Here is a 24,276-nt window from a genome sequence, read left to right on the forward strand (position 1 = left end):
CTGCCGTCACACCACAAGACATTCCCCCAGCCGCGCCAACTACGGATGGCCGACGCGCGGACACGGGCTTACGGACCCCCGGCGGCGCCTCCTTGACCTCAAGGTTGGTCGAGGTTCTACGGTCATCGGCATGAGTATGGAGACCACGGCCTGGACCCAGATGTACAGCGTCATGAACGCCGAGCGGGAGCGCCGCCCCTTCGCCCGCGCGACGGTGCGCCGCATCGGCGCGTTCGCCCGCCCGCACCGCCGCCGCATCGTCCGCTTCCTGCTGCTCGGGGTGGCGACCGCACTGCTCGCCGTCGCCACCCCCGTCCTGGCCGGACGGGTCGTCGACGCGATCGTGTCGGACGGCGACGAGGGCACGGTCGTGCGCCTCGCCCTGCTCATCGCGCTCATCGCCCTCGCCGAGGCGGTGCTCGGCATCCTCTCCCGCAGGCTCTCGGCGACGCTCGGGGAGGGACTCATCCTCGATCTGCGCACGGCCGTGTTCGATCATGTGCAGCGCATGCCGGTCGCGTTCTTCACACGCACTCGTACGGGAGCGCTCGTCTCCCGTCTCAACAACGACGTCATCGGCGCCCAACGCGCCTTCAGCAACACCCTGTCCGGCGTGGTCAGCAACGTGGTCACCCTGCTGCTCACCCTCGCCGTCATGCTGACCCTGTCGTGGCAGATCACGCTGCTCGCCCTGGTGCTGCTCCCGGTGTTCGTGCTCCCCGCCCGGCGCATGGGCCGCCGCATGGCCCGCATGCAGCGCGAGGCCGCCGCTCTCAACGCCGCCATGGGCACCCGCATGACCGAGCGCTTCTCCGCGCCCGGCGCCACCCTGATCAAGCTGTTCGGCCGCCCGGAGGAGGAGTCCGCCGAGTTCGCCGACCGCGCCCGGCGCGTCGCCGACATCGGCGTGCGCACCGCCACCGCCCAGGCCGCCTTCATCACCGCGCTCACCCTGGTCTCCGCGCTCGCCCTCGCCCTCGTCTACGGCCTCGGCGGCTTCTTCGCCCTGCGCGGCACCCTGGACCCCGGCGCCGTCGTGGCGCTGGCCCTGCTGCTGACCCGCATGTACGCGCCGCTGACCGCGCTCGCCGGGGCCCGGGTGGAGGTCATGAGCGCCCTCGTCAGCTTCGAGCGGGTCTTCGAGGTCCTCGACCTGACCCCGCTCATCGACGAGAAGCCCGACGCCCGCCCGGTCCCCGACGGCCCCGTCGCGGTCGAGTTCGACGACGTCCGTTTCGGCTACCCGTCCGCCGACAAGGTCTCCCTCGCCTCGCTCGAAGAGGTCGCCTCCCTGGACACCCGCGGCGGCGAAGAAGTCCTGCACGGCCTCTCCTTCCGCGCGGAACCGGGCCAGACGATCGCGCTCGTCGGATCGTCCGGCGCCGGCAAGTCCACCATCGCCCAGCTCCTGCCGCGCCTGTACGACACCGACGGCGGCACCGTCCGCGTCGGCGGCGTCGACGTGCGGGAGCTGAGCGCGCGGTCGCTGCGCGACACCGTCGGCATGGTCACCCAGGACGGCCACCTCTTCCACGACACGGTCCGGGCCAACCTGCTGCTCGCCCGGCCGGGCGCCACCGAGGACGACCTGTGGGAGGCGCTGCGCCGCGCGCGCCTGGCCGACCTCGTACGGTCCCTGCCGGACGGGCTGGACACCGTGGTCGGCGAGCGCGGCTACCGGCTCTCCGGCGGCGAACGCCAGCGCATGACCATCGCCCGCCTGCTCCTGGCCCGCCAGCGCGTCGTCATCCTCGACGAGGCCACCGCCCACCTCGACAACACCTCCGAGGCGGCCGTCCAGGAGGCCCTCACCGAGGCCCTGCAGGGCAGGACGGCCGTGGTGATCGCGCACCGGCTGTCCACGATCCGGTCGGCCGACCGGATCCTGGTCGTCGAGGCCGGCCGCATCGTGGAGAGCGGCACCCACGAGGAACTCCTCGCGGCCGACGGCCGCTACGCCCAACTGCACCGCACCCAGTTCGAGCGGCCGGCGCTGGACAAGGCCGCATAGGCGGCCCTCGGGAACGCTACTGCGGGCCGGACGCCCCGGCCCGCACCGGCAGGTCCTGCTCGGCCCAGACGACCTTCCCGCCGGGCGTGCGGCACGAACCCCAGCGCCGGCACATCATGTTGATCAGCTGGAGACCGCGCCCGCTCTCGTCGCTCACGTCCGCGTGCTGGATCTGCGGCAGGTCGGGACCGGAGTCGGAGACCTCCACGGACAGCCGCTCGTGCCGCAGCAGCCGCAGCTCCTCGGGGGCGTTCCCGTACCGCAGGGCATTGCCGACCAGCTCGCTGACCACCAGCTCCGTGGTGTCGACCAGCTCCTCGAGGCCCCACCGCTCCAACTGCTCGCGCACCGCCGTACGGGCCTGCCCGGCGGCCTTGCCGTCCGGCGGCAGCGCCCGCACGTACACGTCGCCGTCCGGACCGAGCGGCCGGGCGAATGCGGCCAGGACGATCGCGTCGTCCGACCGGTCGCCGCCGACCCGCTCGGCCACCGCCCGGCACTCGGTGCCGTCCTCGGGCACGCCGCCGCCGACCGCCTCGCGCAGCCGCTCCAACTGGGTGCCCAGGTCGGCCGTGCGCGACCTGATCAGCCCGTCCGTGTACAGCGTCAGCCGGCTCCGCTCGGGCACCGGCCGCTCGACCGGGTCGTACGGGATCACCCCCGCCCCCAGCGGCGCCCCCACCGGCACCTCCAGGAACGAGACGGCGCCGTCGGGCCCGGTCAGCAGCGGCGGCGGGTGACCGGCGCTGGCGATGCGGAAGGTACTGCCGTACGGGTCGTAGACCGCGCACAGACAGGTGGCGACCTGGTCCTCCTCCAGATCGCGGGCGGCCAGGTCGAGCCGGGCCAGCAGCCGCTCGGGCGCGATGTCCAGCGCCATCAGGGTCCGGGCCACCGTGCGCAGCCGGCCCATGGTCGCGGCGGCGGCCAGGCCGCGCCCCATCACGTCGCCCACCATCAGCGCCGTACGGCCGCTGGGCAGCGCGACCACGTCGAACCAGTCGCCGCCGACGGCGGCTGGATCGGCGGCCGGGTCGTAGCACGAGGACACGTCCAGGCCGGGGGTGCTCGGGCTGGACCGGGGGAGCAGCGCCCGCTGGAGGGTCACCACGTGGTCGCGCTCGCGCCCGTAGAGCCGGGCGTTGTCGATACAGACGGCGGCCTTGGACGCCAGCTCCATGGCGAGGGCCACGTCGGTCCGGTTGAACGGCGCCCGGTGGCCGGCCCGGACGAAGTCGGCCAGCCCCAGCAGCACCCCGCGGGCGATCAGCGGCACCGCCAGGTAGGAGTGGACGCCCGCCCGGCGCATGATCTCCGACGACTCGCGCGAGGGGGCGATCACGGCGAAGTCCGACCGCGTCATCCGGGACACCAGCACGGGCCGGCGGGTGACGAGACACCGCTGCCCCAGCCGGTCGGCGGTGTGCACCGACAGCTCGCCCACGGGATCGGGCGCGAGGTTCAGGCCCTCGACCTCCGACACCGCCATGGCCCTGAGCCGCGGCGCGTCACCGCCCGTGACCCGGTCGCCCTCCTGGAACCGCAGCACCGAGTCCAGCAGGTCCACCGCGGCGCCGTCGGCCAGCTCCGGCACGGTGAAGTCGGCCAGCTCCTCCGCCGTCCGCCGCACGTCGAGGGTGGTGCCGATGCTCAGGTCCGCCGCGTTCAGCCAGGCCAGGCGGCGTCGCGCACCCAGCGCCTCCGTCATCGACCGCAGTGCGCCGCGCACCGCCCGGTGCCCGCTCACGAGGGGATTCGGGGGGCGGCGCAGCCCGTCCAGCCACGGTCGTTCCCGCACGCGTCGCCTCCTCCCACGGCCTCCTGTCCTGATTCTGCCCTGCCACGGGACGACCGGCGACGGCGGCACCCCCGTCGGCGTCCGCACCGGCCGGGGCGCCGCCTCGGAGTGGCTCAGGCGCGCAGCCACACCGCCGTGTCGGACGGCAGCCGGCCGGCCTCGTCCAGGGGCCCGCTGGCGAGCAGGACGGCGCTGTGCGCGGGCAGCCCGACCGGTGCGGCGGACAGGTTGACGACGCACAAGGGGCCGTCCGCGCGCCGGAACGCGAGGACGCCGTCCGGCGCGGGCAGCCAGTCCAGCGGACCGTCACCGAACTCCGCGGTGGAGCGGCGCAGGCGCAGGGCCTCGCGGTACAGCGAGAGCATCGACTCCGGGTCCGCGCCCTGGCGGTCCGCCGCGTACGCCGACCAGCCCTCCGGCTGCGGCAGCCAGGGCTCGGTCTCCGAGCCGAACCCGCAGTACGGCGCGTCGCCGTCCCAGGGGAGGGGCACGCGACAGCCGTCCCGGCCCGGATCGACGCCTCCGGACCGGAAGTGCATCGGGTCCTGAATGCTCTCGCGCGGGATGTCGGCCTCGGGCAGGCCGAGTTCCTCCCCCTGGTACAGGTAGACGGAGCCGGGCAGGGCCAGCGTCAGCAACGCGGCGGCCCGTGCCCGCCGGGTGCCCAGGGCCAGGTCGGTCGGGATGCCGAAGGCCTTCTTCGCGAAGTCGAAGCCGGTGTCCGCACGGCCGTACCGGGTCACCGTGCGGGTCACGTCGTGGTTGCAGAGCACCCACGTGGCCGGGGCTCCGACGGGGGCGTGCTCGGCCAGGGTGTCGTCGATGGTGCGGCGCAGCCGGTCCGCCTCCCAGGGGCAGGACAGGAAGTTGAAGTTGAAGGCGGTGTGCAGTTCGTCCGGCCGAAGATAGCGGGCGAAGCGCTCGGCGTCGGGCAGCCACACCTCACCGACGAAGACGCCTCCGTACGCGTCGGCCACCTTGCGCCAGGAGCGGTAGATGTCGTGCAGCTCGTCCTGGTCGATGTACGGGTGCGGGTCGACGCCCTCCACGAAGTCCGCGAGCGCGGGATCCTTCGCGAGCAGGGCCGCGGAGTCGATGCGTACGCCCGCCACCCCGCGCTCGAACCAGAAGCGCAGCACGTCCTCGTGCTCCCGGCGCACCTCGGGATGGGCCCAGTTGAGGTCGGGCTGCTCCGGGGTGAACAGGTGCAGGTACCACTCGCCGTCCGGGACCCGCGTCCAGGTACGGCCGGAGAACTGCGAGGGCCAGTCGTTGGGCGGCAGTTCGCCGTGTTCACCGCGGCCGGGGCGGAAGTGGAACCGCTCCCGCTCGGCGCTGCCCGGGCCGGCCTCCAGCGCCGCCCTGAACCAGGCGTGCTGGTCGGAGACGTGGTTGGGGACGATGTCGACGATGGTGCGGATGCCCAGCTCCCGCGCCTCGGCGATCAGCTTCTCGGCCTCGCCCAGGGTCCCGAACGCCGGGTCGATGGTGCGGTAGTCGGCGACGTCGTAGCCGCCGTCGACGAGCGGTGAGACGTACCAGGGGGTGAACCAGACGGCGTCCACACCGAGTTCGGCGAGGTAGGGCAGTCTCGCCCGGACGCCCGCGAGGTCACCGGTGCCGTCGCCGTCGCCGTCGGCGAAACTGCGGGGGTACACCTGGTAGATGACGGCGTCGCGCCACCAGTTGTCGGTGCGGTGCGAGTTGGGGGCTGCCACGTGACGGTCCTTTCGGGCAGAGTGGATCTTCGCCGCCGATCCGGACAGAGCGGGGCGTCGGACGGGCCGGCGGCGAAGGTTGACGGGACGTGCCGGGAGGCGGGGAGGAGGGCGGGCGGCAAGCGCCTCGGCCCGGAGCCCTCAGCCCTTGAGCCCTCCGGCGGTGAGTCCGCTCATGATGTTGCGCTGGAAGATCAGGAAGATGACGAGGGTCGGCAGCGAGGCCATGGTGAGCGCGGCGATCAGCACGTTCATGGGCACCCCGTTGGACAGGGAGTAGATCCCGACGTTCAGGGTCTGCTTGGCCGGGTCGGGCAGGGTCAGCATGGGCCAGAGGAAGTCCTTCCAGACGCCCACGATCGCGAAGATGGACACCACGCCGAGGATCGGCCGCGAGATCGGCAGCACGATCGACCAGAGCGTGCGCATCGGCGAGGCACCGTCCATGGAGGCGGCGTCGAGCAGCTCCCGGGGGATCGAGTCGAAGAACCGCTTCAGCAGGAAGATGTTGAAGGCGTTGGTCACCGACGGGAGCCAGATCGCCCACGGCGTGTTCAGCAGGTTGCGTTCGAAGATCGGCACGTCCAGCACCGTCAGGTACTGCGGCACGACCAGCACGGTCGCCGGGATCATCAGCGTCGCCAGCATCAGGCCGAGGATGGCCTTGCCGAAGACCGGCCGGAGCTTGGACAGCGAGTAGGCCGCCGCCACGTCGAAGACCAGCTGGAAGGCGAGCGCGCCGAACGCGTAGAACAGGGTGTTCCCCAGCAGGCTCGCCAGGTCCATGACGTTCCACGCCTGCGAGTAGTTGTCGGGCTGGAAGGACTCGGGGACCAGCGTCGGCGGGGTCTGCACGGCCTCCTGGGTGTTCTTGAAACCGCTGGAGACCATCCAGTACATCGGGCCGAGGAAGACCACGGTGAAGAGTGCGACGACGAGGCCGAACACCACCCAGTACAGCAGCTTCCCGCGCGGGCGGGCGAGCTGGGCCGGTGAGACGAGTGTGCGTGTGGACATCTGTGGTTTCCCCCGGCTCTACTCGTCCTCGGCGCGGCTGAGCTTCACGTACGCCGCCGAGAACCCGGCCAGCAGTACGAGGAGCAGCAGGCCGAGGGCCGCCGCGGCACCGTAGTTGTTGAAGTTGAAGGCGTACTGGTAGATGAGGTAGACGACCGTGGTCGTCGAACCCTCGGGGCCGGCGCCGCCGGTGAGCAGGAAGGGCTCCACGAAGACCTGCATGGTGGCGATGACCTGCATCAGCAGCATCAGCGAGAGGATGAGCCGCGTCTGCGGGATCGTCACGTGCCAGATCTTGCGCAGCAGCCCGGCGCCGTCCAGTTCCGCCGCCTCGTACAGCTCACCGGGGATGCCCTGGAGCGCGGCCAGGTAGATGAGTGCCGCGCCGCCCATGTTCATCCAGGTCGACGCGATGACCACGGAGAGCATGGAGAGGTCGGGATCCTGCAGCCACTGCTGCTCGGGCAGCCCGAAGAACCCGAACACCTCGTTGAGCAGGCCGTAACCAGGGTCGTACAGGTACTTGAAGAGCAGCACCGAGGCGACCGGGGGCAGCATCACCGGCAGGTAGACGAGCAGGCGCAAGTACCCCTTGCCGTGCCTGAGTTCGTTGATGACGATGGCGACGACGAACGGCACGGCGAAGCCGAGGACCAGGGCCAGCACGGTGAACAGCGCGGTGTTGCGCCAGGCCTGCCAGAAGGCCGGGTCGTTGAAGACCGTCTCCAGGTTTTCCAGGCCGACCCAGGAGACCTCGCCCTGGTCCGTCTTCTGGAAGGCGAGGAAGAACTCCCGGACCATCGGGTACCAGGAGAAGAACGCGAAGCAGAGAACCGCTCCGATCAGGAAGCCGTGCGCGGTGAGGTTGCGCTTCAGGCTCCTGCCGAACGCCCCGCCGCGCTGGGGCGGGCCGTCCACCGGCGGCTGGGCGTGGCGGACTCTCGCCGCCTTGCTCGGAGTCAGGCTGGGGGCCGACATGGTCGCTCCTTGGGGCTGATCTCATGGGCCCCGGGGGGCGGCGCTGCCCGCCCCCCGAGGGAGCCGGTCACTGCGTGGCCAGAACCTGGTTGACCTGCTGCTCCGCGGTGGAGAGCAGCTTGTCGATGTCGGCGTCCTTGTTGGTGAGGATGCCGGACATCACGTTGTCCAGGACCTTGTAGACCTCCTGGGCCTTCGGCGGCTCGGCCATCCCCGGGACCGGGTTGTCCATGAACGTCTTGAAGTTCTCGACCGGCATGGTGGCGTGCTCAAGGCGGGCCGCGTCGTCCTTCTTCTTCGACTCGTTCAGCCAGAAGTTGGGCTGCGGGAGGCCGACCGGCAGCTTGTCGGTCTTCTTGCGCGCCCAGTTGAACTGCCCCTCACCGACGGTGAGGTTCTGGAAGTTCAGCCAGGCGACGGCCGCCTTGATCTTGTCGGAGGAAATGCCCTTCTTGACCATGTAGTTGTTGCCGCCGGCGAGGGTGTTCTTCTCGCCCGGGATGGGGCCCATGCCGAAGTTCTCGTAGTCGGCGCCGAGTTGCTGGACCATGTACGTGATGTCGTCCGGCGCGGCGAGGAACATGCCGAGCTTGTCGGTGGCGATCTGCTTCTGCAGGTCGCCCCACTTGAGCAGCTGGGTCTTGCCCATGCTCTCGTCCTCCCAGCGCATGGCGTGGAGGTTCTCGGCGACCTCCTTGCCCACCTCGTTGTTGAAGCTCGCCTTCTTGCCGCTCTCGTCCACGACGTCGGCGCCGCGGCTGTACATCTGGGCGGTGAAGTGCCAGCCGCCGGTGTTGCCCGCGCTGTACTCGCCGAAGCCGGCGATGCCGTCGCCCAGGTCGGAAATCTTCTTGGCGGCGGTGCGGACCTCTTCCCAGGTGCGCGGCGGGGCGTCCGGGTCGAGCCCGGCCTGCTTGAAGAGCTTGCGGTTGATCAGCAGGCCCATCGTGTAGTTGCTGGTGGGCAGGCCGTAGAGCTTGTTCTCGTGCTTGAGCGAGCCGAGGACGTTCGGGTCGATGTCCTTGAGGGCGGGGACCGTCTTGTCGTTGACGTATGCGGTGATGTCCTCGGCGCCGTCGTTGTCCAGTACCTGGGGCAGGTCGGTGAAGTACGTGTAGAAGACGTCGGGCTGCGACTTGGCCTTGAGCATCGCCGTGAAGCGCGGCGGCTCCAGACACTGGCCGGGGGTGGAGCGGCCGTCGATGGTGACGTTGGGGTACGTCTTGTTGAACTCCTTGACGTCCTCCTGCCACTCCTTGAGTTCGGCCGCCTTCGCCTTCGGCGGCATGCAGTCGATGGTGATCGTCACCTTGGTCTTCGGGTCCAGTGGAGCGGCCGGGTCGGAGGACCCGCTGCCGCCTTCGGAACCGCCGCCGTCGTCACTGCTGCTCGTGCCGCAGGCGGCAAGAGCGGTCAGGGTGAGAGCGGAGACGAGCGTGATGGCGCCGGCACGGCGAGTACGGCGGAACCGAGCACTTCTCATGGGTGGTCCCCTTCGGGCATGAACGTGGAAGGCGCCCCACCGCCGATGCGTTGTGGGGCGCCGCTCACTCAACCACCGTGAACAAGTGAACGCAATATCTCGCGCTGATTTCGTAATTGTTTGACAGTCCGCCGTAGAAGTTGAGGTTCCGCTACCGGGCGGAAACCTGTGCCGTGGAGCCGCGGACGACGAGTTCGGGTTCGAAGAGCAGCTCGCTGTGCGGGACTTCGGTGCCTTGGATTTGTGCGCAGAGGAGGTCGACGGCGGCGCGTCCCATGGCTTCGATGGGTTGGCGGACGGTGGTGAGGGGTGGTTCGGTGCAGGTCATGAAGGCGGAGTCGTCGTAGCCGACGACGGAGACGTCGTGGGGTACGTGGTGTCCGCGTCGGCGGGCGGCGCGGACGGCGCCGAGGGCGAGGGGGTCGCTGGCGCAGATGATGCCGGTGACGCCGCGCTCGAGGAGGCGGGAGGCGGCTGCCTGGCCGCCTTCGAGGGAGAACATGGCCCGTTCCACGTACGCGTCGGGGAGGATGCCGCCGGCCGCCTCGGCGGCCTCGCGGGCGGCGGCCAGTTTGCGGCGGGACGGGATGTGGTCGGAGGGGCCGAGGACGAGACCGATGCGCTGGTGCCCCAGCGATGCCAGGTGCCGCCAGGACTGCTCGACGGCGACGGCGTCGTCGCAGGCGATGCACGGGAAGCCGAGGTCCGCTATGGAGGCGTTCACGAGCACCACGGGGATGTTGCGCTCGGCGAGCAGCCGGTAGTGGTCGTGCGGGGCGTCCGCCTGCGCGAACAGTCCGCCGCCGGCGAAAACGACCCCGGAGACCTGCTGCTGGAGCAGCAGCTCGACGTAGTCGGCCTCGGAGACGCCGCCCTTGGTCTGGGTGCACAGCACCGGCGTCAGCCCCTGCTGGGCGAGTGCGCCGCCGATGACCTCGGCGAACGCGGGGAAGATGGGGTTCTGCAGCTCCGGCAGCACGAGCCCGACCAGGCGGGCGCGCTCGCCGCGCAGCTGGGTGGGCCGCTCGTAGCCCAGGACGTCCAGCGCGCTGAGCACGGACTGCCGGGTCGCCGCCGAGACCCCCGGTTTGCCGTTGAGTACCCGGCTGACCGTGGCCTCGCTGACCCCAACCTTCTTCGCCACCTGAGCAAGTCGTCGCGTCACAAACGCAAGACTAGCGCAAGTCTCGCAAGAGACTTGCGCCAGTCGGTGACCTGTCCGACAAAAACTGCTGTCGGGCCCCGGTGCGGACCGGGGACGGGTCTACGGGTTGCGGATGATCTCGAAGGTGGACGTCGTGTTGCGGATGTCCACGGCGTTGTCGCTGAGCTTCAGGCCGTTGAAGGTGACCTCACCGACCGCCGGTCCCTGTCCGCTCTCGGGCATCTCGTTGGCCCACAGGCCGAAACCGGACTTGGCGTCGAACTCGTCACCGCTCCTGTGCGCGCCCGTGACGGAGACGTCGGTGAAGACCGTGTCCTTGATCGGGTACTGCGGCTGACCTCCCGAGTAGTTCGTCTGGAACATGATGCCGCTGTACGTCGGATCGACGATGTCGACGTTGTTGACCCTGATCCCCTGGAACACCTTGGACGCCGAGAACACCCAGATGCCGGGGAAGGTCTGCCCGCCCCAGAAGTGCCCGCCGGCCCGGACGATCGAGACGTTCTCGAAGGTCGTCGGATCGGTCCCGAAGCCGTTCATCGGGTAGCCGAAGTCCAGCGAGCTGATGGTGATGCCCGAGTAGACCAGGGTGTCCGCGATGTGGATGTTCCGGAAGGTGTTGTTGTAACCGCCGTAGACGGCGAGACCCGCGGCACGCCAGGTCAGCGTCGTCGTGAGGTTCTCGTACAGGTTGTTCTTCATGTCCGCGCCGCCCGCGTCGATCGCCGAGAAGAGCGCGAAGCTGTCGTCACCGGTCGCGCGGGCGTCGTTGTTGGAGACGAGGTTGTCGGTCGAGCCGTTGGTCATGTTGATGCCGTCGGCGAACATGTCGCGGATCCGGGAGTTCTTGATCGTCATCCGGTCGGTGTTGGCGCCCCAGTACAGGCACACCATGTGCTCGTTCCAGATGTTGTCGATCACGATGTCCGAGGTGTTGGAGAAGTCGAACACCTTGCCCGGCCCGTCGATGCGGCTCGTGTAGTTGCCGAAGTAGGCGAAGTTCGCGAACGTCGAGCCCTTCGCGCTCGCCTCGGCACGGAACCCGATGTCGGTGTTGTCCTGCGTGGTGGGCGCGTGGAACTTCGTGAACCAGGGACCGGCGCCGACCACCTTCACCGCCTTGCCGTACACCTGGAACTTGCTCGACGTCTGGTAGTCGCCGGGCGGCAGGTACACACCGACCAGCTTGCCCGAGGTGTCCATGCGGACCGTGTCGAGCGCGTTCTGCACGTCCTGGTGCGTGAACCCGGCCGGCACCGCGTACGCCGCCGGGTCGGGGTTCGGCACCGCGGCGACCTGCTCCAGGTTGACGAAGTCGATCGCGTAGTCGGAGGAGTTCGCCGCGTCCTTCTGCAGCCGGATCGTGCTGCCCGCCGGGACGGTCTCGCCCAGCATGAGGTGCGCCTCGTCGTAGATGTGCCGCGGGGCGCCCGCACCGGGGGAGTTGCCCGGCGAGGCCTCGGAACCGTACAGCCAGGCGTACTTCGACGTCAGCGGCAGTGCTTTCTTCATGACGCCGTCGACGTACACGTCGAGCGTGGCGTCGATGCCACCGCCACCCGGCGCGTCCGGGATCGAGAAGCGGGCCACCAGGGTGTTGGTATCCGCCTTGGTGGTGAACTCGACGTACTCGCCGGTCTTGTCCAGGTGGACGGCCTTGCGGCCGGACGCCTCGCCCGCGATGTCGCCGATGGTGCGGTTGGGCCCGACCACGGTGGCACCGCCGCCGACCGTCCCGTCCTCCGCCTCGTACATGTCGTACGGCATGTTCGCGCCGCGCCCGACGAACAGCGGCTGCGTGGAGGTGTTGTTCTCCCGCTTGACCGGCAGTTCGTTCGCGTCGTCGCCGACCGTGACCTTCAGGGAGTACGAGCCGTTGGCCGCCTGCCAGGTGCCGAGGCTCACGGCCGGGGCCGTCGAGCCGGCGGCGATGACACCGGAGTGCGCGCCGGTCAGGGTCTTGACGGTGCTGCCCTTCGCGTCGACCAGGGCGACCGTCACCGGGTGGCTGCCGCCCGCCGAGTCCTGGGTACCCTGGTTCCTGAGCGCGACCTTGAAGGTCACGTCGTCACCGGCGGCCGGACTGGACGGCGCCGTGGTGACGGCGGCGGCGACCAGGTCGGAGCTCTGCACCGGCTTGACGACCAGCGGGTCGGGCCGGGTGTAGGTGTTGTTGGTCTCGTTCTGCTCGATGATCTCGTTCGCCTCGTCGGCGACCGCGCTCAGTTCGTACGAACCGGCCTCGCGGGCCCCGACGGACGCGCTGACCGTGCTCTGCGCACCGGCCTCCAGGGCGGGGACGTCGGCGGTGGCGACCTCGGTGTCACCCAGCCGGACGGCGACCTTGCCGGCCGGAGCCTTCGCGGCGCCGCTGTTGCGGACCGTCGCCGACACCGTGATCTCGTCCGACTCGACGGGGGAGCCCGGCGACGTGGTCAGCTTCGTCACCTCGAGGTCGGGGTTGGGCGCCGGGGTGCCGACGACCTGGAACTCGGCGATTTGCCCGGCAGTCGCCCCCGTGTTGGCGGTGAACTTCAACTGGACGTCCGCGGCCCGCTCACCGACGGGTATGGACACGCTGTTGCCGCCGCTCGCGGGGTCGAAGACGTAGTCCTTCGCGTCGACCAGGGAGGAGAAGCCGGATGCGTCCTGGGGGCGGCCGAGCACCTGGATGTTCTGGGTGCGCTTCGACCAGCCGGTGTCGGGATTGAGCTTGAGGACGACGCGGTCGACGTCCGCGTTCGCGCCCAGCTTCAGGGTCAGCGTGTTCGGGTAGCTGCCCGCCGCTCCCTCCCAGTAGGTCGACGTGCTGTTGTCGTTGGCGTTCTCGGCGACGTAGGTGTGGATGAAGGACGAGGCGCTGATCGGCTTGCCGACGGCCAGGTTCGAGCCGTCGCCGCCGCTGCCGGTGCGGGTCACGGAGTTGCTGTCGCCCGACTCGTTGCCGGCCGCGTCCTTCGCCCGCACGAAGTAGGTCACGCTCGCGGACGCCGGCTGGGTGTCGGTGTACGTGGTGACGTCACCGGCGACGCTCTTGCGGAGCTTGTTGTCGGCGTAGACGTCGTAACCGGTGACGCCCTTGTTGTCGGTCGAGGCGTCCCAGGTCAGCTTGATCTGCCCGGCGGCCGGTTCGGTGAGGGCGAGGTTCGAGGGCGCGGTGGGCGCCTGGGTGTCGCCGGTGTCGGCCCGGCGGGTGACGGAGTTGCTGTTGCCCGACTGGTTGCCGGCCGCGTCCTTGGCGCGCACGTAGTAGGTGACCGTCGTGCCGGTCGGCCTGGTGTCCGTGTACGTGGTGACGTCACCCGCGACCGAGGTCAGCAGCTCGCCGTCGGCGTAGATGTCGTACCCCGTGACGGCCGTGTCGTCCGAGGACTCGTTCCAGGTCAGCCTGATCTGCCCGGTGGCCGGCTCGGTGAACGCCAGGTTCGCCGGGGTGGTCGGCGCCTGCGTGTCGCCCGTCTCAGGGCCGTAGACCTCCAGCTCGGAGACCTGGGCGGCGGGCTGTCCGGTGTTGGCCGTCACCAGGACCCGCACATAGCGCGCGGTGGCCGCGTCGAAGGTGACCGTGGCCGACTGACCGCCCGCCGCGTCGAAGGTGTACGCCTTGGCGGCGGTCAGGTCGGTGAAGTCCGAGCCGTTGTCACTGGCCTGGATCTTCAGGGTCTGGCTGCGGGTCGGCCACCCGTCCGGCAGCCGCAGGACGACGCGGTCGATCCGGCGCGAGGAACCGAGGTCGGCCTGGAGCCACTGCGGCAGGGCGTTGTTGGCGCTCTCCCAGTAGGTGGCCTTGTTGCCGTCGTTGCCGTTGCCGGCGGTGTACGCGCCCGTGGAGCTGCTCGCCGTCAGTCGCCGGCCGGCGGCGAGGTTCACGGACGACTCCCCGGCCTCGTGCACCTCCAGCTCGGAGAGCTGAGCCGCCTGCCACCCGGTGTTCGCCGTGACGTTCACCCGCACGAACCGTGTCTGCGTGGCGGGGAAGGACACGGTGACCGTGTTGCCCGAACCCGGATCGAAGGCGTAGGTGGCGGACGTCTTCAGCGTGCTGAAGCTCGTGCCGTCGGCGCTGCCCTGGACGGAGAGGGTCTGCTCGCGGCTCTCCCATCCGGCGGGCAGTCTCAGGACGACCTCGTCGATCCGCTCGGTGGCACCGAGGTCGGTCTGGACCCACTGGGGCAGGCTGCTGCCGGCGCTCTGCCAGTACGAACTCTGGTTGCCGTCGGTGATGTTGGCGGCGCCGTACTCACCGTGCGAGCTGCTCGCCGCCGTGGCGTCCCCCACGGCGATGTTGGGACCACCGGCTGCCGTGGCCGACAGCAGCGGTCCTCCCAGCGCCAGGAGACTGGTCGCGACCACCGTGCACAGGGCACGCGATCTCCAGTTCCGGTTTCTCATCTGTCCCCACATCAGGTAGACACTCAATGTTCTCTGTCATTTACGTTGAGCGCTCGCAGAGTTGCAGAGAAATGTTGAGTCGTCTACAGGATGGACAGCGCGAAGTCGCCGCACGGCAGGGCCGGGTGTGGTCGGTGAGAGCCGGGCAGGCACCGGGGCACGCTTCGGATCAGCGGCTTTCACGCGCTACGTCGAGGAGTCGCAAGCCGCTGTCATTTCCCGCAAGGGACTTGCGGTCAAAGGACGGTGATGAGAGGACCGCTAGTCGGCGGTCGGCCGTGCCGTGGAGCCGCGGACGACGAGTTCGGGTTCGAAGAGCAGCTCGCCGTGGGGGACTTCGGTGCCTTGGATTTGTGCGCAGAGGAGGTCGACGGCGGCGCGTCCCATGGCTTCGATGGGTTGGCGGACGGTGGTGAGGGGTGGTTCGGTGCAGGTCATGAAGGCGGAGTCGTCGTAGCCGACGACGGAGACGTCGTGGGGTACGTGGTGTCCGCGTCGGCGGGCGGCGCGGACGGCGCCGAGGGCGAGGGGGTCGCTGGCGCAGATGATGCCGGTGACGCCGCGCTCGAGGAGGCGGGAGGCGGCTGCCTGGCCGCCTTCGAGGGAGAACATGGCCCGCTCGACGAACTCCTCGGGCAGTTCCGTGCCGGCGGCCCGGGCCGCCTCGCGGGCGGCGGCCAGCTTCCTGCGCGAGGGGATGTGGTCGGAGGGGCCCAGCACAAGGCCGATGCGCTCGTGCCCCAGGGACGCCAGGTGCCGCCAGGACTGCTCGACGGCGACGGCGTCGTCGCAGGCGATGCACGGGAAGTCGAGGTTCTCGATCGACGCGTTGATGAGTACCACGGGGATGTTGCGCTCGGCGAGCAGCCGGTAGTGGTCGTGCGGGGCGTCCGCCTGCGCGAACAGCCCGCCCGCGAACACCACACCGGACACCTGCTGCTGGAGCAGCAGCTCGACGTAGTCGGCCTCGGAGACGCCGCCCTTGGTCTGGGTGCACAGCACCGGCGTCAGCCCCTGCTGGGCGAGCGCGCCGCCGATGACCTCGGCGAACGCGGGGAAGATGGGGTTCTGCAGCTCGGGCAGGACCAGGCCGACCAGGCGGGCCCGCTCGCCGCGCAGCTGGGTGGGCCGCTCGTAGCCCAGGACGTCCAGCGCGCTGAGCACGGACTGGCGGGTCGCCTCGGAAACCCCGGGCTTGCCGTTGAGTACCCGGCTGACCGTGGCCTCGCTGACCCCAACCTTCTTCGCCACCTGAGCAAGTCGTCGCGTCACAGACGAAAGGCTAACGCAAACACCGCAAGCGGCTTGCTTCAGTCCCAGCTGACCCGGGCGGCGACCGGAAGGTGATCGCTGCCGGTGGCGGGCAGGGTCCGGATGGCGCCGACGGTCCCGGCGCGGGCCATCACCTGGTCGATCCGGGCCAGCGGGAAGCCGGCCGGGAAGCTGAGGGCGAGGCCCCGCTCGGCGACGTTCAGCCGGGTGGTCAGGGGGTCCAGCCCCCGGTCGTCGACCGTGCCGTTGAGGTCGCCGAGCAGGACCACCCTGCGCAGCTCCTCCCGGGCGAGGGCGTCGCCCAGCAGACCGGCGCTCTCGTCCCGCCAGGACGACGCGAGGCCGCTCGCCCCTACCCGGACGGACGGCAGGTGCGCGACATGGACGGCGACTTCACCATGCGGTGTGTGCGCCACGGTCCGCAGCCCGCGCTCCCATTCCTCGTGGATGCCCTGCGGCTTGATGCCGAGGGGCCGGGAGCCGGAGAGCGGGTACTTCGACCAGAGCCCGACGGTGCCCCGGACCACCCGGTACGGATAGTGGGGGGCCAGGGTCTTCGCGTAGACCTCCAGCGCCGGCGGCACCAGTTCCTCCAGCGCGACGAGGTCGGGCTCGGCACGGGCCAGGGAGCGCGCCGTGCCCTCGGGGTCGGTGTTCTCGTCGCTGACGTTGTGCTGCACCACGACCAGGTCGTCGGAGTGGGGCTCCGGCGCGGGCAGGAGCAGCCCGCCGAAGAGGTACGTCCAGGCGGCCACCGGCAGGAGCAGCGCCACCAGGGCGAGCGCCGAGCGGCGCACCAGCGCCAGGACGAGCAGCACCACGACGACCACGCCGAGCCACGGCAGGAAGGACTCCAGCAGGCTCCCCAGCCCGCCGGCGCCGTTCGGCACCGATCCGTGGAACGAGAGCAGGAGCGCGGTGCACACCGCCACCCCGGCAAGCACCCGTCCACGCCCGCGCGTCCAGGCCGCCCAGTCGGTCATCGCACCCGTTCCCTCGTCCTCACCGGCAGTTCACCAGTCAGGACGAGGGAACGGTCGTTCGAGTTCCGGCGGCCGCCGTCGGCCTGCCTCAGGATCGGCTACTTCAGGTAGGGGCCGTCCGCTCCGATCTTCCCGGCACCGTTCAGGACGTACACCCGCAGGTTGCCCTTGCCGGGGGCGGCGACGGTGAGGGCGCCGTCGGTGACGGTCTTGGTGTCGCCGGTGACCGCGTCCCGGTACGTGCCGTTGGGGATGCCGCTGTAGGTGGCGCCGCCCGAGACGGTGACGAGGGCGAAGCTGTCCGTGCCGCCGTCGGTGTAGCGCCGCTTGAAGGCCATGTCGCCGGTGATGCCGTCCGTGGAGTACTGGCCCATCTGCAGGGCGGGGACGGCCCGGCGGATCTGGTTCAGCCGCTGTACGTGCTTGACCAGTGGCTGTTCCAGGGTCGTTGCGACGGCGCCGGTGGCCGAGTCGACCTCGGAGAAGTCGGAGGCCTTGACGTCGCCGGCGATGTGGTCGCCGTAGTAGGCGCGGCCGGTTGTCGCGAGGGGGCAGGTGGGGCCGCAGTCGATCTTCTTGCCCTTCTGGAACTCGATCTCCGATCCGTAGTACAGCGTGGGAATGCCGCGGAAGGTCCACATCAGGGACATGTTCTCGGCCCAGGCGTCGGTGCCGCCCGTGTAGCGCTCGCTGCTCTTGTTGGGGCCGTAGTCGTGGCTGTCGACGTAGACGACGTTGTACGTGGCGTCGTTGTAGCTGTCGTCGGAGTCCTTGCCGTTGTGGAAGGCGTTGTTCGCGTCACCGAAGTTCATGTGCATGCGCATGTCGATGACGTTCATGCCGGAGAAGCGGCTGTGGTCCGGGGTGTGGTAGCTGTTGCCCTCCAGGAAGGCGTTGGTGGACGTGGGCTGGTTCCCCGGGCCCTGCTGCTGCTCGTACTCGTACATCTCCAGGGCGGCCTTCTCGTCGTCGGCGCTGTACTCCTTGCGCTCCTTCCACGTGTAGAACTGCGCCGAGTGGTTGACCGAGCCCCGGTTCCACTTGTCATTGACGAAGGCCGCGACCTCGCCGAAGACGAAGAAGTTCTTCGCGGCCTCGGCACCGTGCTGCTGGGCGACGCGCTCCTGGATCGCGGGCAGGAAGCGGCGGTTCCAGGTGGTGCGCGGGACGTGGACGGCCGTGTCGACCCGGAAGCCGTCGACGCCCATGTCGATGTACTTGTTGTAGGCGCCGATCAGGTAGTTCTGCACCTGCGCGTTCTCGGTGTTGAAGTCGGCGAGGTCGTCGTGCAGCCAGCAGGAACGGGAGTCCTCACCCTCCCAGTTGCCGATCCAGCAGTTGTGGTAGAGCGCCTTGGGGAACATCCCGGACGTCGGGCTGGGCCACTGGCAGTTGTAGATGGTGTAGCCCTCGGGGCTCTTGGCGCCGGTGGGCCTGCCCCAGTCGACGCAGGTGTTGCCGCTCGGTTCGGCCGTGGACCAGAGGTCGCCGTTGTAGTACGACTTGCCGCTCTTGGGTTCGACGGTCAGGCCGTCGTACTCGAAACCGGGCTGCTTCTCGTCGTAGTACCAGCTCCACTGGGAGTCGCGCACGCCGTAGACGGTCGGGGTGAACAGGCCCTTGGCGCCCCAGCGCGAGGAGTGGTTGTAGACGACGTCCTGGTAGATCTTCATGCCCTTGGCGTGGGCGGCGTTGATGAGGTCCTGGTAGGAGGCGCCGGCGGACTCCAGACGCGGGTCCACCTTGTAGAAGTCGTAGCCGTGGTAGCCGTGGTAGTCGTAGTCCGAGCGGTTGAGGACCACCGGAGTGATCCACACGGCGGAGAAGCCGAGGCCCTTGATGTAGTCGAGCTTGTTCACCAGGCCCTTGAAGTCGCCGCGGAACATCGGGTCGTTGTTCGCCGCGTTGCCGGACCTCTCGTGCTGGTTGCCCCCGCGGTTGTTGGAGTTGTCACCGTCGTTGAAACGGGCGGTGAGGACGAAGTAGATCGGGTCCTTGCGGGGATCGGTGGCCAGGGGCTTGCCCGCGGCGGGCGCCGGCGGTTTCGTGCCGGTGGTGGCGATCCCGGCGGCCGAGGCCGCGGAGACGTTGCCGGCGGCGTCCACGGCCCTGACGGTGTACGTGTAGGTGGTCTTCTCCTCGAGGCCGGTGTCGGAGAAGACGGTGGAGCCGACGTCGCTCACGACCTCGCCCCTGGTGCCACCGGTGCGGGTCACCTGGTACTTGGCGACGCCCGTGTCGTCGGTGGACGGCTCCCAGGTCAGCACGACGGACACGCCGTCGGCCTGCGCGCTCACCCCGGCGGGAACGGTCGGCGCCTGCGTGTCGGGAACCTCCTCGGCGCAGGGGTCGTCGGCGTCCGCGGTGACCGTGTTGTCGGCGACGGTGGTGACGCCGGTGGGCAGGGTGTAGTCGGCGCCCTTGTTGTTGTCCCACACGCCGTTGCCGTTGTTGAAGGCGGCCTTCATGGAGGTGGCCGTGCCCAGGTCGACGTCCTTCTTCCACCAGCCGGCGCAGGCGGTCTGCATGCCGACGCCCGGCACGGCGGTCCAGGAGCCGCCCGCCGGCTGGTAGTGGAGGTTGGCGGTGGTCCAGCCGAGGGACCGGGTGGAGTAGTAGACGGTGGCCCGGTTGCCGTCCCCCGGCGTCGGGTCAGGGTCCTGGCCCCCGTCGCAGGGGTCGGAGTGCGCGATCACGCCGTCCTTGACCGTGATGTCTCCGGTGCCGAGGGCGTAGTTCTTGCCCGCGTTGTTGTCCCAGGTGCCCGAGCCGTTGTTGAAGGTGGCCCGCAGCCCTTCGGCGCTGCCCAGGGTGACCGTCTTCTTCACCCAGTCGGTGCACGCGGTCTCCATCGCCACGCCGGGGACCTCGGTCCAGGAGCCGCCGTCGGGCGCGTAGTGCAGGTTGTACCGGTCCCAGTTCTTCGTCTTCGTGTAGTAGAAGACGGTCGCCGTGTTGTCGGCCGTGGCTGCCGCCGCGGCGGGGTCGGTTGCGGGGGAGGGGATGCCCGGTGGCGCGGGCACCATTGCGAGAACGGCGCCGGCGGCGACGGTCGCGGCCAACGGCCGTCCGAGCAACCGCATGCGGCTGCGTCTCATGCGTCTCATGCGTGTCTCCAGGGAAGCGGGGGCGGCGGTGCCGCGGCCGGTTCGAGCCCAGGATCTGAAAGGGTGAACGGAAAGTTTCAGAAACTCCTTTCGGCAGCGGGAAGTTACCCGTGGGCGACGGCGTCGTAAAGGGGTCTCGCTCCAACTTTCTGGACTGCGCCGGACCGTGAGCATCTGTCTCGCGCATGAGTTGACGCCACGTCATGTGGCTCGTGTGCAGGACTCGTCCAAAGGGTTGACCGTGGTTGAACGCCACCCTTACGGTCACGACCGCAACATCTTGCAGACATCTTGCTGCAACGTGTTGCAAGCGGGTGTCGACTCCCCGGACACCCGTCGGCACCGCCCCCCGGCACACCCGCACCCTCACACGGGAGACTCCATGCACGGGAACACCAGCACAGCGCGAAGAGTCACCGCCACCGCGCTCGCCCTCACCGCCGGCGTGGCCGGCAGCCTCCTGGCCACCGCGGCGCCGGCCCAGGCGTCCCCACCCGGAGACAAGGACGTCACCGCGGTGATGTTCGAGTGGAAGTTCAGCTCCGTCGCCCAGGCCTGCACCGACACCCTCGGACCGGCCGGCTACGGCTTCGTCCAGGTCTCACCGCCCCAGGAGCACATCCAGGGCGGACAGTGGTGGACGTCGTACCAACCGGTGAGCTACAAGATCGCGGGCCGCCTCGGTGACCGCGCCCAGTTCAAGAGCATGGTCGACACCTGTCACGCGGCCGGCGTGAAGGTCGTCGCCGACTCGGTCATCAATCACATGTCGGCCGGCAACGGCACGGGCACCGGCGGCTCGTCGTACACCAAGTACAACTATCCCGGCGTCTACTCGTCGAACGACCTCGACAACTGCACCTCGCAGATCAACAACTACGGCGACCGCTTCAACGTCCAGGAGTGCGAGCTGGTCGGGCTCGCGGACCTGGACACCGGCGAGGACTACGTACGGGGGAAGATCGCCGGTTACCTCAACGACCTGCTGTCCCTCGGTGTCGACGGCTTCCGGATCGACGCGGCCAAGCACATGGCCGCCGGCGACCTGGCCGACATCAAGTCCCGCCTGAGCAACCCGAACGTGTACTGGAAGCACGAGGCGATCTACGGCGCCGGCGAGGCCGTCTCGCCGACCGAGTACCTCGGCAGCGGCGACGTACAGGAGTTCCGCTACGCACGCGACCTCAAGCGGGTCTTCAACGGCGAGAACCTCGCGTACCTGAAGGACTTCGGCGAGGCCTGGGACTACATGCCCTCGGACGAGTCCGCCGTCTTCGTCACCAACCACGACACCGAGCGCAACGGCGAGACCCTCACCTACAAGGACGGCGCCTCCTACACCCTGGCACACGTCTTCATGCTGGCCTGGCCCTACGGCAGCCCCGACGTCCACTCCGGCTACGAGTTCACCGACCACGACGCCGGGCCGCCCAACGGCGGTCAGGTGAACGCCTGCTACAACGACGGCTGGAAGTGCCAGCACGCCTGGCGCGAGATCTCCTCCATGGTCGCATTCCGCAACGCCGCCCGCGGCCAGGGCGTGACCGACTGGTGGGACAACGGCGGCGACCAGATCGCCTTCGGACGCGGCTCGAAGGCGTACGTCGCCATCAACCACGAAGGCTCCTCGCTCACCCGTACGTTCCAGACGTCGCTGCCCGCCGGTGCCTACTGCGACGTCCAGTCGGGCAAAGGCGTCACGGTCGACGGGGCAGGCCGGTTCACCGCCACCCTGGGCGCCGACACGGCCGTGGCCCTGCACGTGGGCGCTCGTACGTGTGACGGCGGAAGCGATCCCGGCGACCCCGAACCGGTGGCCTCCGGCGTGTCCTTCGCGGTCAACGCCACCACCAACTGGGGCCAGAACGTCTACGTGACCGGAAACCGGCCCGAACTCGGCAACTGGAACCCGGGCAGCGCCCTCGAACTCGACCCCGCCGCCTACCCGGTGTGGAAGCGGGACGTCGCACTCCCCGCGGGCACGACCTTTGAGTACAAGTACCTCCGCAAGGACCAGGCGGGCAACGTGACCTGGGAGAGCGGCGCCAACCGCACCGCGACGGTGAACACCACAAAGATCGAGCTCAACGACACCTGGCGCAACTGAGTACCGCTCGATGAACAGTTGCGTGTGAGCAAGCTGACACACGCGGGGAGACCGTGGTGGGCCGTTCGGGGGAAGGTAATGTGTTCAAGGCTCGAACGGCCCACCACGTGACCCGCGGTGGCGACGGCGGCGGCAGCCGTCCGTCTGAGCCGCCCGCACGCGACCTCTGAAAGTGGAGCTCATGAACGTGTCGACCGGCGGCAGACGGTTACTGAGCCGGGGCGCCACAGCAACCCTCGTCTGCGCGATCCTCCTGTCGCCCGGCCCCGGTTACGCGGCCCCGGGCGAACCCGACCCGCACACCGACAAGTCGATCGAGGACATCCGCGACGAACTGGACGGCCTCTACCGCGAGGCGGAGGTGGCCACCGAGGCGTACAACGCCGCCAACGAGAAGGCGGCGAAACAGGAGAAGCGGCTGTCGACCCTCCGCAAGGACCTGACCCGTGCCGAGAAGCGGGTGAAGGACCTGCACGACCTCGCCGGAGCGGCCGCCCGCACCCAGTACCGCGGGGGCGATCTCGCCGCCACCGGCATCCAGCTGCTGCTCGGCGACCACCCGGAAGGGGCCCTCGACGAGGCGTCCCAGGCCCGCCAGGCCATGCGCGGTCTGGTCAACGTCTCCGAGACCCAGAAGAGCGCCCGCGAGGAGCTGAGCGAGCAGACCGAGGCCGCCACGAAGGAACTGCGGGAACTGAAGAGCAGCCGCGCGGACAAGGCCGCCGCGAAGCAGAAGATCGAGAAGAAGATCGCCACGGCCGAGCGGATCGAGGCGGGACTCGAAGAGGAACAGACCCGCAGACTGGCCCAGTTGGAAAAGGAGCGGGCCAAGCAGGCGGAGGCCGGGTGGACCGGCTCCGGCGGCTCCTCCGGCGGTTCGGCGGGGAAGGGGAAGGGCAAGGGGGGAGGGCCCGGCGGCGGGACGCAGGTGAGCGGAGCTGCCGGGAAGGCCGTCGGCTTCGCGATGGCGCAGATCGGCAAACCGTACGTGTGGGGCGCGGTCGGCCCGTCCTCGTACGACTGCTCCGGACTCACCTCCGCGGCATGGGCGGCGGCCGGACACCCCATTCCCCGCACCTCGCAGGCACAGTGGAGCGGCCTGACTCGCGTCAGCCTGTCCGCCGCCCGTCCCGGAGATCTGATCATCTACTACGACGACGCCACCCACGTGGGCATGTACATCGGAGGCGGACAGATCGTCCACGCCCCGCGGCCCGGCCGCAACATCACGACCGCGCCGGCCGCCTCCATGCCCGTCCTCGGCGTCGTACGACCCGGAGCCTGAGCCGGATGACCCACTCACTGACCCCCCGTGACGAGGGGAACCTGCCCGCGCTCGGTGCCACGCCGCTGATCCGCCTCGATGCCTACGTGGCCGAGGACGGTTCGACGGTGGTCAACGGTCACCTGCTGGAGATGGGAGGCATGCGGCCGCCCAACGAGGCCATCCTCGACGCCGTCGCCATGTTCGCCCGCACCCTCGGGGCTCCGGTCGCGGCCACCGTCATCGACCGCACCGTGCAGCAGGTGGCACGGCTGCGGGTGCACCCCGACGGGTCGAGCCGGACCATCGCCGACGAGGACGACCTGCCGCCCGGGCGTGAGCGCACCGCCGCGGAGGAGGCCGCGTTCCCCCCGCTCGCCCGCGTCGAGCGCATCATCCAGCACGCGCAGCGCGAGGAACTGCACGCCGCGTTCGTCCTCGCCAGCGCACTGCGGGAGCACCTCACACTGCGCCGGGGCGCCGAGGACGAACTCTCCCTGGAGGCAAGGGCGATCGAGGCGTACCTCGCGTATCTGCGCGGCGACCACATGCTCTCCACCGTCCTCGCGCTGACCGTCGCCCGCATCCGCTGCCGCACCGACCTGAACCGGGCCGCCCCCGACGTGGCCCGCGCCACCGCGGCGTGGCAACGACTGTGGGACGAGGGTCAGGTGGCCACCCGGGGCCAGGAACTGCTGCACATGTGGGAACGGCTGTCCGCGGCGGGCCTGCTGCAGGAACCGTCCCACCACGCCATGGCCCAGGCCGTACGGAGCCGGCTCGCACAAGGCGGCCGCCCCGTGGCGCCGCCGTCCGCGCACGCGGCCCTGACCGCGGGTCCCGGCGCGGCCCCGCCACCCGACGCCCCCGAGGACAAACCCCTCAAGCCCACCCGGCGCGGTCTGCGGCGCTTCACCCGACGGGCCGGCCGGTCACCGGGGTCGTCCGCCTGAGGGCGGGGCGCCCAGGATGCCGTCGGCG

14 protein-coding genes are annotated in these 24,276 nt (G+C 69.9%); 4 read left to right on the forward strand and 10 right to left on the reverse strand.

The features are described 5' to 3' along the window. Positions 1-136 precede the first annotated feature (136 nt). Positions 137-2,011 (forward strand): ABC transporter ATP-binding protein, encoded by a 1,875-nt coding sequence (locus ABS735_RS12875; protein WP_373906217.1) that lies wholly within the window; start codon positions 137-139, stop codon positions 2,009-2,011. A 16-nt stretch (positions 2,012-2,027) separates the two neighbouring features. On the opposite strand, the gene ABS735_RS12880 is transcribed toward ABS735_RS12875, so the two are convergent. The 10 genes from ABS735_RS12880 to ABS735_RS12925 all read right to left on the reverse strand — a co-directional run bounded on the left by ABS735_RS12880 (position 2,028) and on the right by ABS735_RS12925 (position 19,915). Continuing rightward, a complete protein-coding gene (locus ABS735_RS12880; protein ID WP_373905930.1) occupies positions 2,028-3,809 on the reverse strand; it encodes an ATP-binding SpoIIE family protein phosphatase in 1,782 nt (593 codons plus the stop codon). Between the two features lie 113 nt (positions 3,810-3,922). Continuing rightward, positions 3,923-5,527 (reverse strand): glycoside hydrolase family 13 protein, encoded by a 1,605-nt coding sequence (locus tag ABS735_RS12885; RefSeq protein ID WP_373905929.1) that lies wholly within the window; start codon positions 5,525-5,527, stop codon positions 3,923-3,925. Between the two features lie 141 nt (positions 5,528-5,668). Continuing rightward, positions 5,669-6,544, reverse strand: coding sequence for a carbohydrate ABC transporter permease (locus tag ABS735_RS12890; protein ID WP_373905928.1), 876 nt, complete (start codon positions 6,542-6,544; stop codon positions 5,669-5,671). A gap of 18 nt (positions 6,545-6,562) precedes the next feature. After that, entirely contained in the window at positions 6,563-7,522 is a 960-nt protein-coding gene (locus tag ABS735_RS12895) for a carbohydrate ABC transporter permease (RefSeq protein ID WP_373905927.1), read from the reverse strand. A 67-nt stretch (positions 7,523-7,589) separates the two neighbouring features. Beyond that, positions 7,590-9,005 (reverse strand): extracellular solute-binding protein, encoded by a 1,416-nt coding sequence (locus tag ABS735_RS12900; RefSeq protein WP_373905926.1) that lies wholly within the window; start codon positions 9,003-9,005, stop codon positions 7,590-7,592. A 151-nt stretch (positions 9,006-9,156) separates the two neighbouring features. Next, entirely contained in the window at positions 9,157-10,170 is a 1,014-nt protein-coding gene (locus ABS735_RS12905) for a LacI family DNA-binding transcriptional regulator (protein ID WP_373905925.1), read from the reverse strand. 99 nt (positions 10,171-10,269) lie between these two features. Next, positions 10,270-14,562, reverse strand: a complete 4,293-nt coding sequence (locus tag ABS735_RS12910; RefSeq protein WP_373905924.1) for a discoidin domain-containing protein — start codon at positions 14,560-14,562, stop codon at positions 10,270-10,272. A gap of 261 nt (positions 14,563-14,823) precedes the next feature. Then, the gene (locus ABS735_RS12915) at positions 14,824-15,834 is read right to left on the reverse strand and encodes a LacI family DNA-binding transcriptional regulator (RefSeq protein ID WP_373905923.1); all 1,011 of its coding nucleotides are present in this window, start codon (positions 15,832-15,834) and stop codon (positions 14,824-14,826) included. A gap of 38 nt (positions 15,835-15,872) precedes the next feature. After that, positions 15,873-16,817, reverse strand: coding sequence for an endonuclease/exonuclease/phosphatase family protein (locus ABS735_RS12920; RefSeq protein WP_373905922.1), 945 nt, complete (start codon positions 16,815-16,817; stop codon positions 15,873-15,875). Positions 16,818-16,915: 98 nt separating this feature from the next. Further along, positions 16,916-19,915, reverse strand: coding sequence for a carbohydrate binding domain-containing protein (locus ABS735_RS12925; RefSeq protein WP_373906216.1), 3,000 nt, complete (start codon positions 19,913-19,915; stop codon positions 16,916-16,918). Between the two features lie 391 nt (positions 19,916-20,306). On the opposite strand from ABS735_RS12925, the gene ABS735_RS12930 reads away from it, so the two are divergent. The 3 genes from ABS735_RS12930 to ABS735_RS12940 all read left to right on the forward strand — a co-directional run bounded on the left by ABS735_RS12930 (position 20,307) and on the right by ABS735_RS12940 (position 24,248). Continuing rightward, complete coding sequence (locus tag ABS735_RS12930; RefSeq protein WP_373905921.1) at positions 20,307-22,031, forward strand: carbohydrate-binding module family 20 domain-containing protein; 1,725 nt, start codon at positions 20,307-20,309, stop codon at positions 22,029-22,031. 181 nt (positions 22,032-22,212) lie between these two features. Then, positions 22,213-23,316, forward strand: coding sequence for a C40 family peptidase (locus ABS735_RS12935; protein WP_373905920.1), 1,104 nt, complete (start codon positions 22,213-22,215; stop codon positions 23,314-23,316). 5 nt (positions 23,317-23,321) lie between these two features. Continuing rightward, positions 23,322-24,248, forward strand: coding sequence for a hypothetical protein (locus tag ABS735_RS12940; RefSeq protein ID WP_373905919.1), 927 nt, complete (start codon positions 23,322-23,324; stop codon positions 24,246-24,248). The last annotated feature ends 28 nt before the right edge of the window (positions 24,249-24,276 follow it).

The sequence above is a fragment of the Streptomyces sp. MMCC 100 genome (genome assembly GCF_041538145.2).
GTDB lineage: Bacteria > Actinomycetota > Actinomycetes > Streptomycetales > Streptomycetaceae > Streptomyces.